Origin of the sequence: Janthinobacterium sp. 78 (assembly GCF_003096775.1) — a bacterium.
Taxonomy (GTDB): Bacteria; Pseudomonadota; Gammaproteobacteria; order Burkholderiales; family Burkholderiaceae_D; genus Janthinobacterium; species Janthinobacterium tructae.
The window spans coordinates 1,196,348-1,211,594 of record NZ_QENT01000001.1; the positions used below are offsets into that span (position 1 = coordinate 1,196,348).

General features: G+C 63.3%; 11 protein-coding genes. 7 read left to right on the forward strand and 4 right to left on the reverse strand.

Annotated features, from left to right (window positions below):
• Positions 1-215 precede the first annotated feature (215 nt).
• Positions 216-1,949 (forward strand): ABC-F family ATP-binding cassette domain-containing protein, encoded by a 1,734-nt coding sequence (locus tag C8C92_RS05280; protein ID WP_116743189.1) that lies wholly within the window; start codon positions 216-218, stop codon positions 1,947-1,949.
• 51 nt (positions 1,950-2,000) lie between these two features.
• On the opposite strand, the gene C8C92_RS05285 is transcribed toward C8C92_RS05280, so the two are convergent.
• The 3 genes from C8C92_RS05285 to C8C92_RS05295 are packed head-to-tail and all read right to left on the reverse strand — an operon-like array spanning position 2,001 to position 4,946.
• Entirely contained in the window at positions 2,001-2,852 is an 852-nt protein-coding gene (locus C8C92_RS05285; protein WP_116743190.1) for a sulfurtransferase, read from the reverse strand.
• A 13-nt stretch (positions 2,853-2,865) separates the two neighbouring features.
• On the reverse strand, positions 2,866-3,789 hold the full coding sequence (locus tag C8C92_RS05290) for a DMT family transporter (protein WP_116743191.1): 924 nt from the start codon (positions 3,787-3,789) through the stop codon (positions 2,866-2,868).
• A 56-nt stretch (positions 3,790-3,845) separates the two neighbouring features.
• On the reverse strand, positions 3,846-4,946 hold the full coding sequence (locus tag C8C92_RS05295; protein ID WP_116743192.1) for an aromatic ring-hydroxylating dioxygenase subunit alpha: 1,101 nt from the start codon (positions 4,944-4,946) through the stop codon (positions 3,846-3,848).
• Positions 4,947-5,353: 407 nt separating this feature from the next.
• Between C8C92_RS05295 and C8C92_RS05300 the strand changes: the two genes are divergently transcribed.
• The 6 genes from C8C92_RS05300 to C8C92_RS05325 all read left to right on the forward strand — a co-directional run bounded on the left by C8C92_RS05300 (position 5,354) and on the right by C8C92_RS05325 (position 14,579).
• The gene (locus C8C92_RS05300) at positions 5,354-5,605 is read left to right on the forward strand and encodes an exodeoxyribonuclease VII small subunit (protein ID WP_046683420.1); all 252 of its coding nucleotides are present in this window, start codon (positions 5,354-5,356) and stop codon (positions 5,603-5,605) included.
• A complete protein-coding gene (locus C8C92_RS05305; RefSeq protein ID WP_243420120.1) occupies positions 5,602-6,513 on the forward strand; it encodes a polyprenyl synthetase family protein in 912 nt (303 codons plus the stop codon). The genes C8C92_RS05300 and C8C92_RS05305 overlap by 4 nt, the downstream gene beginning before the upstream one ends.
• Entirely contained in the window at positions 6,514-8,382 is a 1,869-nt protein-coding gene (gene dxs / locus C8C92_RS05310) for a 1-deoxy-D-xylulose-5-phosphate synthase (protein ID WP_116743193.1), read from the forward strand.
• 190 nt (positions 8,383-8,572) lie between these two features.
• Positions 8,573-10,639 (forward strand): FUSC family protein, encoded by a 2,067-nt coding sequence (locus tag C8C92_RS05315; protein ID WP_116745853.1) that lies wholly within the window; start codon positions 8,573-8,575, stop codon positions 10,637-10,639.
• A gap of 207 nt (positions 10,640-10,846) precedes the next feature.
• Positions 10,847-13,411 carry a TonB-dependent receptor plug domain-containing protein gene (locus C8C92_RS05320; protein ID WP_116743194.1) on the forward strand — a complete coding sequence of 855 codons (2,565 nt, stop codon included), beginning with the start codon at positions 10,847-10,849 and terminating at the stop codon, positions 13,409-13,411.
• Positions 13,412-13,430: 19 nt separating this feature from the next.
• Entirely contained in the window at positions 13,431-14,579 is a 1,149-nt protein-coding gene (locus tag C8C92_RS05325) for a cytochrome c peroxidase (protein WP_116743195.1), read from the forward strand.
• 45 nt (positions 14,580-14,624) lie between these two features.
• Here the strand turns inward: C8C92_RS05325 and C8C92_RS05330 are convergent, their stop codons facing one another.
• Entirely contained in the window at positions 14,625-15,179 is a 555-nt protein-coding gene (locus C8C92_RS05330; RefSeq protein WP_099764289.1) for a cob(I)yrinic acid a,c-diamide adenosyltransferase, read from the reverse strand.
• Positions 15,180-15,247 lie beyond the last annotated feature (68 nt).

The following is a 15,247-nucleotide window of genomic DNA, read 5'->3' on the forward strand; positions in this document are numbered from 1 at the left end:
GAAAGGAGGAAAATATAATGGAAGAAAACTTGTTGCTCGCCTTGTGGCGCGCACGCTCTTTAAGCGCATTTGCCAGCTCTTGCCCACGTTCTATCGCGCTGCGATAACCTGGCCAGAGCAAAGCCACCCTCCTAAACGAGTCCTTTCCTGGTACTCCGTTGTCGTTAGCGCTCCTGTTAACGCGGATGCTTGCATCCCGAACAAAGACAAGAGCCATGACTACCCTTATCTCTACCCAAGCTTTACAGCTGGATACCCACGACGGTTTCCTCTTCAATGAACTCGCCTTTACCTTGCGCCAGGGCGACCGCATCGGCCTGATCGGCCACAATGGCTGCGGCAAAAGCACCTTGCTGGGCTTGCTCAGCGGCACGCGGGAAGCCACGTCCGGCACCATCCATGTCGCCCGTGCCTGCCGTTTGCAGCACGTGGAACAGCACTTGCCGGCAGAACTTGCCAGCCTGAGCCTGTACGACGCCTTGCTGGCGCCCGTGCTGGAGCAGGCGGAATTGCATTGGCGGATCGACAGCCTGCTGGCCGAACTGGGTTTTGACGTCGAGACGGCGCAAGTGCCCGTGCATTCCTTGTCCGGCGGCCAGCACACGCGCCTGCTGCTGGGGCGTGCCCTGCTGCAGGAGCCGAACGTGCTGCTGCTCGATGAACCGAGTAATCACCTGGACTTGCCGTCGCTGCTGTGGCTGGAGCAATTCCTGCTGGCCTGGCGCGGCGCCTTCATCCTCGTCTCGCACGACCAGCGCCTGCTCGACAACGTGGCCACGCGCAGCTGGATCTTGCGCGATAGCCGGCTGTACGACTTCGACTTGCCGTGCGGCCCGGCGCTGGCGGCGCTGGCCGAAGCCGATCTTGCCGCTGCCGCCCGACATGCAGCCGAACAGAAGGAAATCGACCGCCTGGCCGTCAGCAGCACCCGCCTGGCGCTGTGGGGCAAGATCTACGATAACGTCGGCATGGCGCGCAAGGCCAAGAGCATGCAGCGGCGCATCGACAAGCTGCAGGATGAACAGTCGTTCGTCAGCGATGGCGCACCCTGGCGCCTGATCCTGCGCGGCAAGGCGCTGGCGGCCGACCAGCTGCTGGCGCTGGACGCCCTCGACGTGCGCGCCGTGCCCGCTTCCCCGCTGCTGTTCCACACCGGCCAGCTGTGGCTGAAACCGGGCGACCGGGTCGCCTTGCTGGGCGCCAACGGCAGTGGCAAGTCGTCCTTGCTGCGCCTGTGCTGGCAAGCGATCCAGGCACAGGAAGAACGCAGCGACCTGCGTTACCACCACGCCGCCAATATCGGTTACTACGACCAGTCGCTCAAGCAACTGGCCGACGATGCGGATTTATCCGACGCCCTGTACCCGTTTGCCGTGCAAAATGAGGCGGCGCGCAGCCAGGTGGCGCGCAAGCAGGCGTTGATTTCGGCCGGTTTTCCGTATGCGCGCCATGGCCAGACGGTGGCCACCCTGAGCGGCGGAGAGCGGGCGCGGCTGCTGTTCCTGGGGCTGTCGCTGGCCAGCTACCATTTGCTGCTGCTGGACGAACCGAGCAACCACCTGGACATGCAGGGCAAGGCGGAACTGGGGCAAGCCCTGCATGGCTTCGAGGGAGGTTGCCTGCTGGTGTCGCACGACCGCGACCTGATCGAGACGGCCTGCAACCGTTTTTGGGTGGTGGCCGATGGCCAGCTGGAAGAGTGGCCGGACGCGGCCAGCGCCTATGCACGGCTGAGCGCCGAGGATGGGCCGGCGCTGACACCCGTGCCGCGCGTGGAGAATGTATCTCCGGTACTGACGGACATCGACGTGCAGCTGGAGCGTTTGTGCGAACTGGAGCAATTGCTGGCCGAGGACCTTGCTCGCAAGCCGCGCCATCAGAAGCCGGCCAGCCAGCAGGCGTGGCAGGCGGAATTGGAACAGCTGAATCAGGTGCTGGGGATAAGTTAATAGTTATCCACGGGTGAAAAAAATGGCGGACCATCTGGTCCGCCATTTTTCTTAATTGCCCGTCGCCACCGGCCGCGCCGGATCGGCGCACCATTCGCTCCACGAACCGGGATACAGGGCCGCGCCGCGTAAACCGGCCACTTCCAGGGCCAGCAAGTTGTGGCACGCCGTCACGCCGGAGCCGCACTGCAGAATGGTCGATTCAGCCGTGCTGATCAGGCCCGCGAATTCCTGCTCCAGTTCTTTGGCGGATTTGAAGCGGCCATCTGCCTGCAGGTTATCCTTGAAGAAACGGTTTTTCGCGCCGGGGATATGGCCGCCCACGGGGTCGATGGTTTCGTTTTCACCGCGATAACGGTCGGGGGCGCGCGCGTCGATCACCGTCAAGGCCTGGGTTTCCAGGTTGGCAATCACGTCCTGCACGCTGACCGTGCGCGTCAGGCTGGCTTTTTCCGTCAGCTTGCCAACAGGGCGCGGTGCCACGGGCGTGACCAGCGGCAAGCCTTGCGCCTGCCAGGCGGCCAGGCCGCCGTCGAGCACGGCGACGGCTGGATGGCCGAGCCAGCGCAGCAGCCACCACAAACGGGCGGCGAACATGCCGCCCTGGCCGTCATAGGCGATGACTTGCGTGTCGTCGCTGATGCCCCAGCCGCGCAAGGTGGCCAGCAGGGCGTTGCGGTCGGGCAAGGGATGCCGTCCCGTAAATTGGGGGCCGCGCGCCGTCTTGGGGCCCGACAGGGCCGTGTCGATGTCGGCAAACTGCGCATTCTGGATGTGGCCGGCGGCAAACGCATCGCTGCCGGCTGTCGGGTTGAGCAAGTCGTGGCGGCAATCGAGAATGACCCAGTCGCTGTCATTCAGGTGGCTGGCCAGTTCTTTGGCCTGGATCAAGGTGGTGTACATCGGGAACGCTCCTTTACACTTCGCTGGCGATGGGATCCGTGCGCGCGATCGCCGCGCCACGGGCCGTGTTGCGGGTATTGTAATAGGTGGCGGCGATGCCGGAGGCGAGAATGACGCCGATGCCGGCCCAACCATGCCAGTCGAACAGGTCGCCAAAGATCACCACGCCCCAGAAGCTGGAAAAGACGATGCCCGTGTATTGCAAATTCGCAACCACGAGGGTCTTGCCCAGGCGATAGGCGCGCGTCATGGCCATCTGCGCCATGGTGGCGCACAGGCCGATGGCGGCCAGCAAGCCGATGCCGTAGGCGCTTGTGTGCGCATGCCAGACGACGGGGCCGCCGCCGGCGCTGGCCACGTTGCCGATCACGCCGGCGAGGAAATTGACGACCGAGAAATAAAACACGACCCGGTATTCTGGTTCGCCCAGCAAGCCCAGCTTGCGTACCTGCAAGTAGGCGAGGGCCGACAGCATGCCGGAAATTAAGGCCGTGATGGCGCCGGCCAGCTGGTCCGTCTCGAACACGGGTTGCAGCAGCAGGGTCACGCCGACAAAGCTCATGGCGATGGCCGCCACCAGCGGCCACTCGACTTGCTTCGTCGCTTTCCACCAGCCACCGGCCAGCAGGATGACGGCGATCCAGATGGGCGCCATGTAATTGAGGGTCATGGCCGTGGCCAGTGGCAGGATGGCGATGGCATAAAACCACAGCCACAGGGCGATCACGCCCACCACGCCGCGCCACAGATGCTGGCCCGGCATCGTGGTTTTAAAGCTGCCACCCTGATAGAAAATCGTGCAACCCATGACGGTCATGCCGATGATGCCGCGATACATGACGATTTCGGACGTCGAATACAACTCCGACGCCAGTTTGACGCACACGCCCATGATGGCGAACATGAAACTGGCGAATAACATCCAAAGCGATTGCATGAGTAAATCCTGGTAATGAAAATGAAAAAGGCCGCACGAGGCGGCCCTTGAGGGAATTACAGTTCGATATTGTTGCGGTACCACTCGTGGAAGTGCTGCATGCCGTCTTCCATCGGCGACTGGTAAGGACCCACTTCGTTCTCGCCGCGCGCCATCAGGGCCTTGCGGCCCGCATCCATGCGCAGGGCGATTTCATCGTCCTCGACGCAGGTTTCCATGTAGGCAGCCCGTTCCGCTTCGACGAAGTCGCGCTCGAACAGCACGATTTCTTCAGGGTAATAGAACTCCACCACGTTGCGCGTCTTTTGCGGACCGTCGGGCCACAGGGTCGAGACGATCAGCACGTGGGGATACCATTCGACCATGATGTTCGGATACAAGGTCAGCCAGATGGCGCCATAGGGTGGCACTTCGCCGCCACGGAATTGCAGCACCTGCTCCTGCCATTTCTTGTAGGCGGGCGAACCGGCCTGCTGCAGACCGCGGTGCACGCCCACCGTTTGTACGCTGTAATCCTTGCCGAATTCCCAGCGCAGGTCGTCGCAGCTGACAAAGCTGCCCAGACCCGGGTGGAACGGTTCCACGTGATAATCCTCGAGGTAGACTTCGATGAAGGTCTTCCAGTTGTAGTCGCATTCGTGGATTTCCACGTGGTCGAACAGATAGCCGGAAAAATCGAGGTCTTTCGAGACGGACAAATCTTTCAATTTTTCCATCACGTTGTAGCCATTTTGCTCGAACAGCAAGCCATTCCAGCTTTGCAGCGGCGTTTTCGACAGGTTCAGGCACGGCGTCTCGGGGAAGTGCGGCGCGCCGATCAATTCACCCTTGAGGTCGTAGGTCCAGCGGTGCAGCGGGCAGACGATATGGTTCGCATTGCCGCGGCCATTGAACATCAGCGCCTGCCGGTGGCGGCACACGTTGGACAGCACTTCGATGCCATTGGCGTTGCGCACGAGCATGCGCCCTTCGTTCTCAGACGCCAGGGTCGCAAAATCGCCGGTTTCCGGCACCATCAGCTCGTGCCCGACATAGCGCGGGCCGGCTTGGAACAATTGCTGCATTTCACGCTGCAACAGCGTTTCGTCAAAATAGACGTGGACCGGAAGTTGCGCGTTTGAACGCGCCAGCTTGGCGTGAGTAGCCAGATCGGACATCCCAACCCCCCATAAATGTACAACGGTCAGCAGTGCCCCAGGCCATTCCCTGGGCAACCGCTACAGAGAGAAAGAATCCGCAAAGACCTGAATTCAAATTTGTTGAAACGGTATTTCGGACAGAACCGGCGATTATAGCGCGTATCGGCCTCGGCATTGCCAAACCCCTTCGGCAAATAGGCTACTTTAATGATAAACATTGTCATTTACCGTGCAATTTCCGACCGATGGGGGTGATTGCGCTAGAATTGACTGCCAAGCTGGTAACGTCTTCCCCTTTGAGCACGCCGATTGCGCTTTAGTTTTCACTTAATAGTGTGGTTTGTTCTAAAATAACGCTTCTATGCTGGCCGGGAGTCCCCGGCGTCTCCCTACATACCCCTCGTGCCACGAAGAGATCTGAGTCTATGTCGAAGAAATTAACTGCCGCTGCCGCAGCGCCGGCCTCGTTTGAAGAGGCGATGGCGGAACTGGCGCAGCTGGTAACGCAAATGGAAGCGGGCCAGTTGCCGCTGGAAGCATCGGTCGCGGCGTATCAGCGCGGCTCGGAACTGGTCAAGTATTGCGCCACCCAGCTCGATAGCGTCGAGGCGCAGGTGAAAGTACTGGAAGGCGACATGTTGAAACCGTTCGTCGATGCCGGCGAGGCCGCGCAATGATGGCCAGCGTACAGCAAGACGGCGTGACCTTCGGCGACTGGATGCAAGCGACCCAGTCCGGCGTGGAAGGCCGGCTCGACCAATTCCTGCCTGCGCCTGACGCCGTACCGCACAAGTTGCACGCGGCCATGCGCTATGCGCTCTTGGGCGGCGGCAAGCGCGTGCGTCCGTTGCTGGTGATGGCGGCCGGTGAATTGTTTGATGCCGATCAAGATACCCTCGCGCGCGCCGCTTGCGCCTTGGAAATGATTCACGTGTATTCGCTGGTGCACGACGACATGCCGTGCATGGATGACGATGCCTTGCGCCGTGGCAAGCCCACCGTGCACATCGCCTACGATGAAGCGACGGCCTTGTTGGTCGGTGACGCGCTGCAATCGCAGGCGTTCATGCTGCTGGCCGACGGCGCGGCGATTCCTCCGGGGCGGCAAATGGCGATGATCAAGCTGCTGGCGCACGCTTCTGGCTCAAGCGGCATGTGCGGCGGCCAGGCGATCGATCTCGACAGCGTCGGCCTGGCCTTGAGCCTGCCGCAGCTGGAACAGATGCATCAACTCAAAACGGGCGCCTTGCTGCGCGCGGCCGTGATTCTGGGCGCGCTGGCGGGCAAGGACCTGGCGCCGGACGAGATGACGGCGCTGAACGCGTATGCGCGCGCCGTCGGCCTGGCGTTCCAGGTGGTGGACGACGTGCTCGACGCCACGGCCGATTCGGCCACCCTGGGCAAGACGGCGGGCAAGGATGCGGTGGCCAACAAGCCGACTTACGTATCGATACTGGGGCTGGAACCATCGAGAGCCCTGGCAGAACAATTGCGGTGCGACGCCAATGCGGCGCTGGCGCCATTCGGGGACAAGGCACGCCGTCTGCGCGAGCTGGCAGACCTGGTCGTGCAGCGGAAGGCATAAATGAAACTGTTAGAAACTATCAATGAACCAGCGCAAGTGCGCAAGCTGGCCCGCTCGCAACTGGTGCCGCTGGCGCAGGAATTGCGCAGCTTCCTGCTCGATTCCGTCTCCAAGACGGGCGGCCATTTGTCGTCCAACCTGGGCACGGTCGAGCTGACCGTCGCGCTGCACTATGTGTTCAACACGCCGCACGACCGCATCGTCTGGGACGTGGGCCACCAGACCTATTCGCACAAGATTTTGACGGGCCGGCGCGAGCGCATGCACACCCTGCGCCAGAAAGATGGCATTTCCGGCTTCCCAAAGCGCGACGAGAGCGAGTACGACACCTTCGGCACGGCGCACTCGTCGACGTCCATTTCCGCAGCGCTGGGCATGGCGCAGGCCGCCAAGATCAAGGGCGACCCGCTGCATGCGATCGCCGTGATCGGCGACGGTTCGATGACGGCCGGCATGGCGTTCGAGGCGATGAACAATGCTGGCGTGCAAGAAGACATCAACCTGCTGGTGATCCTGAACGACAACGACATGTCGATCTCGCCGCCCGTGGGCGCGTTGAACCGCCATCTGGCGCGCCTGATGTCGGGCCAGTTCTATGCTGCGGCGAAAAATGTCGGCAAGTCCGTCTTGCCCGGCCCCGTGCTGGAGCTGGCGAAGCGCTTCGAAGAGCACGCCAAGGGCATGGTCGTGCCCGCCACCATGTTCGAAGAGTTCGGTTTCAATTACATCGGCCCCATCGATGGCCATGACCTCGATTCGCTGATCCCGACCTTGCAAAATATCAAGCAATTGAAGGGTCCGCAATTCCTGCACGTGGTCACCAAGAAGGGGCAGGGCTACAAGCTTGCCGAGGCGGAACCGATTCTGTACCACGGCACGCCGAAATTCAATCCGGCCGAGGGCATCAAGCCGGCCACGGCGCCGGGCAAGATGACGTACACGGAAGTGTTCGGCAACTGGCTGTGCGACATGGCCGCGCACGACAAGCGCCTGGTGGGCATCACGCCGGCCATGCGCGAAGGCTCGGGCATGGTCAAGTTCGAACAGCAATTTCCGAACCGCTACTTTGACGTCGGTATTGCCGAGCAGCATTCCGTGACCTTTGCTGCTGGCCTGGCTTGCGAGGATCTCAAACCCGTCGTGGCCATCTATTCGACTTTCCTGCAGCGCGCCTACGATCAGCTGATCCACGACGTGGCGCTGCAAAACCTGGACGTGACGTTCGCGCTGGACCGCGCCGGCCTGGTGGGCGCCGACGGCGCCACGCACGCGGGCAACTACGACATGGCGTTTTTGCGCTGCATCCCGAACATGGTCGTCATGGCCGCGTCCGACGAAAACGAATGCCGTCAAATGCTCACCACGGGCTACCACTATCCGGGCCCGGCGGCCATCCGCTATCCGCGCGGTGCCGGTGCCGGCGTCGCCATCGTGCCGGAACTGAGCAGCATCGAGATCGGCAAGGGCGAGCTCAAGCGCCACGGCAAGCGCATCGCCATCCTGGCCTTTGGTTCCATGGTGGCGCCGAGTGTGGCGGCGGGCGAGAAGCTCGACGCGACGGTAGCCAACATGCGCTTCGTCAAGCCGCTCGACGTGGCGCTGGTGAAGCAGCTGGCTCTTGACCACGATTATCTGGTGACGGTGGAAGAGGGCTGCATCATGGGTGGCGCCGGTTCGGCCGTGGCCGAGGCCCTGGCGCTTGAGGCCATCGTCAAGCCGATTTTGATGCTGGGCTTGCCGGACGTCTTCATCGACCATGGCGACCCCGTGCAATTGCTGAAAAGCGTGGGCCTGGACGCCACCGGCATCGCTGCCTCGATCGAGCAGCGCTTCCCGTCCGCCGGACCACGCCTGGCGATGGTCAGCTAAGAAGCTCAAGCAAGATAACAGCGGCACTGTGGTGCCGCTTTTTTTTGTCTGGCGAGATTTTACGCTGCACTGCAACATTTTTCGCCCGGGAATGCTACGATGACGCTTTGATACCTTCTCAAAGTCCACCTTGCATTTCAGGAAACTTCACCGCCGTGCGCGTGCACTGGCCGGCCGCTGGCTGACGGGCATGCACGCCTATACCGACACCCTGTCGCAGCGCCGTCCCCTGTGGATGGTCACCCTGGCCATCGACGAAACGAATCTGTCCGAGGGCTTGCGGGCCGCCTGTGCTTCCAGCGCCATGCTGCTGTTGGGCCTGCTGCTCGATCAGCCCGATTTTTCCTGGGCCGCCATCGGCGCCTTCTGGACTTGCCTGGCCGACGCGGCCGGTACGCGGCGCATGCGTTTTGTCTCAATGCTGGGCTTCGGCTTGCTGTCGAGCGTGGCCGGCGGCCTGACGGCGCTGGCGGCCGGGCATGGCGTGGCGACGGCGGCCATCGCCGTGCTGCTGTTTTCCTGGGCCGGCGCGCTGGCGCGCATCTGGGGCGCGGCCACGGCGCAAGTGGCCATCCTGGCGGCCACGGCCTGCGTGGTGATGGTCACGCACCCATTGGAATCGATGACGCAGACGGCGCCATTCCTGGGCCTGTACATGTTCGGCTGCCTGTTTGCCACGGTGCTCAGTTTTACCGTCTGGCGCATCCACCCGTTCAGCCCTGCCAGGCGTGCCATCCGCGCCGCGTATTCGCGCCTGGCCGGCATCGCGCGCGACAATGCGCGCTTCCTCGAACATGACGCGCCGCAGGCGGACGCCGCTGCGCATGGCGCCAGCTACCGTTCGCAGGCGCGCGCCGCGCTGGAAGCGGCGCGCGTGGCGCTGGCCGCCGTGCCGCCCGCACGCGCGGGCCGCAGCGCCCTGTACGACAACCTGCTGCTGGCGCTCAGCGACGCCGAGCGCATCTTCGCCTATCTGATCGCCGTCACGCATACGTGCGAGCGCGAGCAGCAGCGCCTGCGCCAGGACCCGCGCGCGCGGCGCAGCCTGGAAGTGATGGCTGTGCTGCTGCGCCGCCTGGGCCAGGCCGTGCAGCGCCAGCCGGAAACGCCGCCCCTGGAATTGCAGCGCCGCCTGGCGGGCTGCGGACGGCGCCTGGAAGCGGCGCTGGGCGCCTTGCTGCCGCTGCGCCTGAACGTGGACTTCATGGAACTGGGCTTGCCGCGCGCGGCGCAGCTGCCGTGGCGCGAGGCGGCTTTCCTGGCGCTGGGGCAGGCGTGGCAGACGGCGAAAGTCAACGCCACGCCGCAGTCGCTGAGCTGGCGCCATGCGGCGCGCGTGTCGCTGGCGACGACGGCCGGCTTCCTGCTGGTCGAGGCGCTGCACATTCCGTTCGGCTACTGGGCCACCATGGCGACGTTGCTGATACTGCAGCCGTCCGTGTCGACCACCTGGCCGCGCGGCATCGAGCGGGTCGCGGGCAGCGTGCTGGGCGCCGTGCTGGCCGTGCTGATCGGCCTGGCCGTGCACACCCCGCTGGCGATTTCGCTGGTGGTGTTTCCCCTGATCGTCGCCACCATGGCTTTGCGCCGCGTCAGCTACAGCCTGCACGTGCTGTTCATGACGCCCGCCTTCGTGCTGGTGGCCGACTATGCGGCCCCGGCCAGCGAGATGGTGTATGCCGCCAGCCGCCTGGGCAACAATGTGCTCGGTTGCGTGCTGGCCCTGCTGGCCACGTTTTTCCTGTGGCCGGACCGCGAGGCGGACGACCTGGACCAGCGCCTGGCGAAAGCCGTGTCGGCCAACCTGAAATATTTGCTGGCCGTGCTGGCGGCCGGTGGTAAATGGGATAGCGCCATCGCGCGCCTGCGCCGCGAGGCGGGCTTGGCCAGCAATAACGCGGAACAGGTGCTGCAGCGCCTGCGCATCGAGCGCCGCCTCGACCGCAGCAGCGGCGTGGGCCTGGCGGCGCTGCGCACCTTGCCGCTGCTGCGCCGCGTGGCGGGCAGCACGGCGCGCATCAGCCTGAGTCCCCAGGCCGAGCCGGCGCCGCCCGAGCTGCAGCAGTGGATTGCCGAGGTCAGTGCTGAAATGGATGCCTTGCTGCGCGGTGTCCCTCCGGCATCTGCGCCCGGGCCCTGTGCGGCCGAGGGTTTGACTGCCTTGCAGGCCGATGCCGTGGGGCAAGTGCAGTTGTTGCGCGGCTTGCTGCGCGAGCATGTGCATGCGCAGCCGTCCAGGGTGGCGGCTCCCGCATAAGCTGGCGGCGTGGCGCAGATGCCACAGGCTGCCCGAAATTTTTACGCATGTCAAAAAAACAGCCGTGTTTTGATTTTTCTGCCTTGTAAATGCGAATAGTAATAGTTATCATTTGCAACTGGCAGCATGAGAAGACGACACTGAAGGATCGAGTGAAGGGCGGCATCATGAGACTGCCCCTTTCCCATCCGCAGTTGAAGGTTCTTCATGTCTTCCATTCTTACCCTGCGCCAGTCCGTGCTGGCCATCGGCCTGGCCTTTGGCGCCAGCGCTGCCTCGCCCCTTGTTCTTGCCGCCGAAGCGGACGCCGATGAACCTGCACCGCAGGTGCTGCCTGAAGTGCGCACGCAAGCCGAACGTGTCTCCGTGGGCGAGCAGCGCCTGGACAGGCGCCAGATTGAAGCGATGAAGGGCATCGACGGCAATGTCACGAGCTTGTTGCGCATCAATCCCAGCGTGCAATTCGATAACAAGCAGCAAGCGTCCGCCACCCAGGGCGAGCTGGCGCCGGCCGACATCAGCATCAATGGCGCCAAGTTCTACGACAATCTGTACCAGATGGATGGCATGTCGCTCAACAACGATATCGGCCCCACCAACAATCCCGGCAAGGGCGTCGGCAACACCAACAACAATACCACGCCACCGTCGGCCAGCCAGGGCTTTGCCGTCGACACCAGCCTGCTGTGCGACGTGACGGTGCTCGATTCGAACATCGGCGCCGAATATGGCCGTTTCAAGGGCGGTGTCGTCAAAGCCAATACCTGCGCCCCCACGCGCAAGCTGTCCGGCCAGGTTTCCGTGGAAAGCACGCGCTCGTCGTGGATGCAATACAAGCTCAACGACAGCCAGCGCGACAGCGCAGCCAATTCGGCCACGGCCGATTTGCAGCCAGCCTTCGAAAAATGGACGTACCGCGCCGCGCTGCAGGGCAAGGTGACGGAGAATTTCAGCCTGATCGGCAGCCTGGTCCGCAAGACCTCGGAAATTCCCCTGAACGCCTATGTCAACGGCTTGCAAAGCGCCGGCGACGCCAATCGCAAGGTACAAAAGCGCGGCAGCGACAATGCCTTCGTACGCGGTTTCTGGACCATCCGCCCCGGCGTGCTGGCCGATTTCTCGCTCATGCATGCGCCGGCCAGCGGCGATTATTTTATTGCCAACTCGAAAAACAGCAACTTCCACCTGCAGAGCGGCGGCAATGGCGTCAACCTGGGTTTGACGCACCCGCTGGCGCTGCTGGGCAATGCCACCGCGGAACACCGTTTGAGCTGGAACAAGATGGACAGTTCGCGCCGTGCCGATGAAAGCATCTGGAAATTATGGCGCTACTCGAATGACAAGAACTGGGGCGTGAGGACGACCGGCTCGGCGTGGAATGGCGGCGAGGGCGGCTATGGCGACGTGGATCAGGAGCAGGAAAACGCCCAGTATCAGGGCAAGCTGAAGTGGGAACCCGTCGACTGGCTGGGCATGTCGCACACCTTCCAGGCGGGCCTGGAATTGGGTACGCAGCGTTCGAGCTACCGCCGCAACACCCAGTATGAACAATACACGGGGTCGTTCGATATCAATTCCTGCAATAGGGCGGGCGGCGGGGTGGATACGCAATTTTGCTCCCTGGCCAGGCCCTGGAACGCGGCGCCGAACGTGCGCGGCCAGTACCTGAGGCAGCGCATCATTTTCTACGCGGGCGCCTATGAGCTGAACAACAAGATGCGTGGCGCCTTCCTGCAGGACGATGTCAGGCTGGGCGACGTGCGCCTGCGCCTGGGCGTGCGCTACGACAGCGACGAGCTGTCGCCGAAGTCGAGCATCGCGCCGCGCCTGTCGGCCTTCTGGGATGTAGCGGGCAAGGGCACGACACTGATCGAGGCAGGCGCCAACCGCTACTATGGCCGCAATTTCTTTGATTTCTACGCCCATTCGAAACGCCTGGCGCTGCAGACGTCGCCGCAGACGCGCACCCTGTCGGGCGGCTTGCTGAAGGATTGGGCAGCGCCTATGATGGCCGCCAACTGGGCCTGGTACAAGACGGGCGACATGAAGGTGCCGTACACGGATGAAAAAATGCTGGGCATCAGCCAGCAATGGGGTGGCGTGAAGTGGAGCGCCAAGCGCGTGCTGCGCGAAGGCCGCGACGAGATGGTGCAGCATTTGTTGTCGCCGGCTAATTTCTATTGGGATAACGTGGGCCGCACGGACAGCAAGGTCTGGACGTTTGCCGCCGAAACGGCGCGTCCCCTGCGTTGGGGCGATACGGCCACGCACGTGCAGTTCGGCTACGACCGCACGCGCATCCACTCGTCGCACGCCGATTACGCGGATAGCCTGAGCGATCTCGCGGGCGACTTGAAAGACTATATCTATTACCAGGGCAAGTTCATGCGCTGGGCGGATCGCCCGGCGAATAATTACAACCGTCCCTGGACGGCGCGCCTGTTGCTGTCGACGGATATCCCTGCATACCGCCTGAAAGTGGACAACTTCTTGCGCGTGCGGGGGCCGGAAACGGGCATGGCGACGACGGGTGAGTCCAAGCTGTTCGACGGCGAGGTGGCCACCGTCTTCAAGGATATTACGGTGGGCAAGTCGATCACCTGGGACATGCGCGTGCAGTATGCGCTGCCGAAGACGGGCCCGGGCGAGGGCTTTGTGAACCTGGGGATCGAGAACGTGAGCAACCGCAGCAATCCCCTGTTCCAGTCGACGACCGAGGTCGTGTATGAAAAAGGCCGCCAGTTTACGCTGGAACTCGGCTACCGTTTCTAATCAACTCTTCGGCAGGCGCATGAACATCGCATCCCACCTGAAAAAAACCACCTTCGCCGTGGCCGCCTTGCTGGCGGGCGGCGCCCTGTTACTCAGCCTCGATGGCCAGGCGCGCGAGGGCGCTGTAGCAGCCGTTGAACCTTGCGCTGGCGCAAGCGGCTGGGACCTGGCCTGTCTGCGCCAGACGTATGCGCGGCCCATCGCCGGCTGGCCCCGGCCGCAGGTGGCCGACGGCGTCACGCCGGCCGAGCTGGCCCCGGTCTCGGCCATGCCCGTGCCGTCCCTGGCGCCGGCCGTCGTGGCGCTGGGGCAGCGCCTGTTCAACGATCCGCGATTGTCGCGTTCGAATGCGGTGGCTTGCCTCAGCTGCCACAGTCCCGCGCACAGCTTTGCCGACAGCAAGCGCGTTTCCGTCGGGCACGAAGGGCGGCTGGGCCAGCGCAATACGCCGGGCTTGCTGGGCGTGGCGCAGATCAAGCCGCTGTTCTGGGATGGCCGCGCCAGCTCCCTCGAAGAGCAGGCGCTGGGGCCTTTGCAGCATGCCGACGAGATGGCCATGGACGTGCCGGCCCTGCCGGCCAAGCTGGCCGCGCTCGATGATTACCCGGCGCAGTTCGATGCGGCTTTCGGCCAGGGCGCCGGCGTGACCCTGCCGCGCATCCTGACGGCGCTAGCCGACTACCAGCGCACCTTGCTGCCGCCCGTCACGCGTTTCGACACTTTCCTGGAAGGCGAGCGCACGGCCCTGAACGACCGCGAGCTGCTGGGCCTGCATCTGTTCCGCACCAAGGCGCGCTGTATGACGTGCCACAGCGGTGCCTTGCTGACGGACCTGCAATTCCATAACCTGGGGCTGACGTATTACGGACGCAAGAAATATGAAGACCTGGGCCGCTATCTGGTGACGGGCAAAGATGGGGATGTGGGCAAGTTCCGCACGCCGGGCTTGCGCGGCGTGGCGCAATCGGGGCCGTGGATGCACAACGGCCTGTTTCCGCAGATGGTGGGCTTGCTGAACATGTATAACGCGGGCATGTCGCGCCCCGTGCCACACAACGCACAGCAGGCGGCCGATCCGAAGTTTCCCGTCACCTCGCCCCTGCTACGACCGCTGCAGCTGACATCGGACGAAATCATCGCCTTGAAGTCCTTCCTGGAAGTGCTGTAGGCGCGGCGCGTCATGCACGTCCGCGATCATCTGTCACTTCCTGTTTTACCCTCTGGCGCGGTCATGTCGCCACAGCACGTCGCTGCCGCCGGCAAAGCGGTTCAGCACACGCGACAGCACGAACAGCAGATCCGACAGGCGGTTCACGTACTGGCGCGGATGCTCGTGGATGGTTTCCGCATTGGCCAGCGCGACGATGCTGCGCTCGGCGCGGCGGCACACGGTACGGCATACATGCGCCAGCGAGGCGGCGCGCGAACCGGCCGGCAGGATGAATTCACTCAAGGCGGGCAAGTCCGCATTGTATTTCGCCAGTAAATCATCGAGGCGCAGCACGTGCTCTTCCTTGATCAGCTGGTAGCCGGGGATGCAGATTTCCCCGCCCAGGTCGAACAGATCGTGCTGGATGGCCACCAGTTCGTCGCGCAAGGCGTCGGGCATGGCTTCGCATAGCAGCAAGCCGATATGGGAATTGAGTTCGTCCACGTCGCCCATGGCGTGGATGCGGGCGCTGTCCTTGCTGGTGCGGCTGCCGTCGCCCAGGCCGGTGCTGCCATTGTCGCCCGTGCGCGTGGCGATTTTCGAGAGTCGGTTGCCCATGATGCTGATCCTGTCAATGAAGAATGGGGGCAGCATACGACACTGCGCGCCGCCTGGCTGCGGATTTG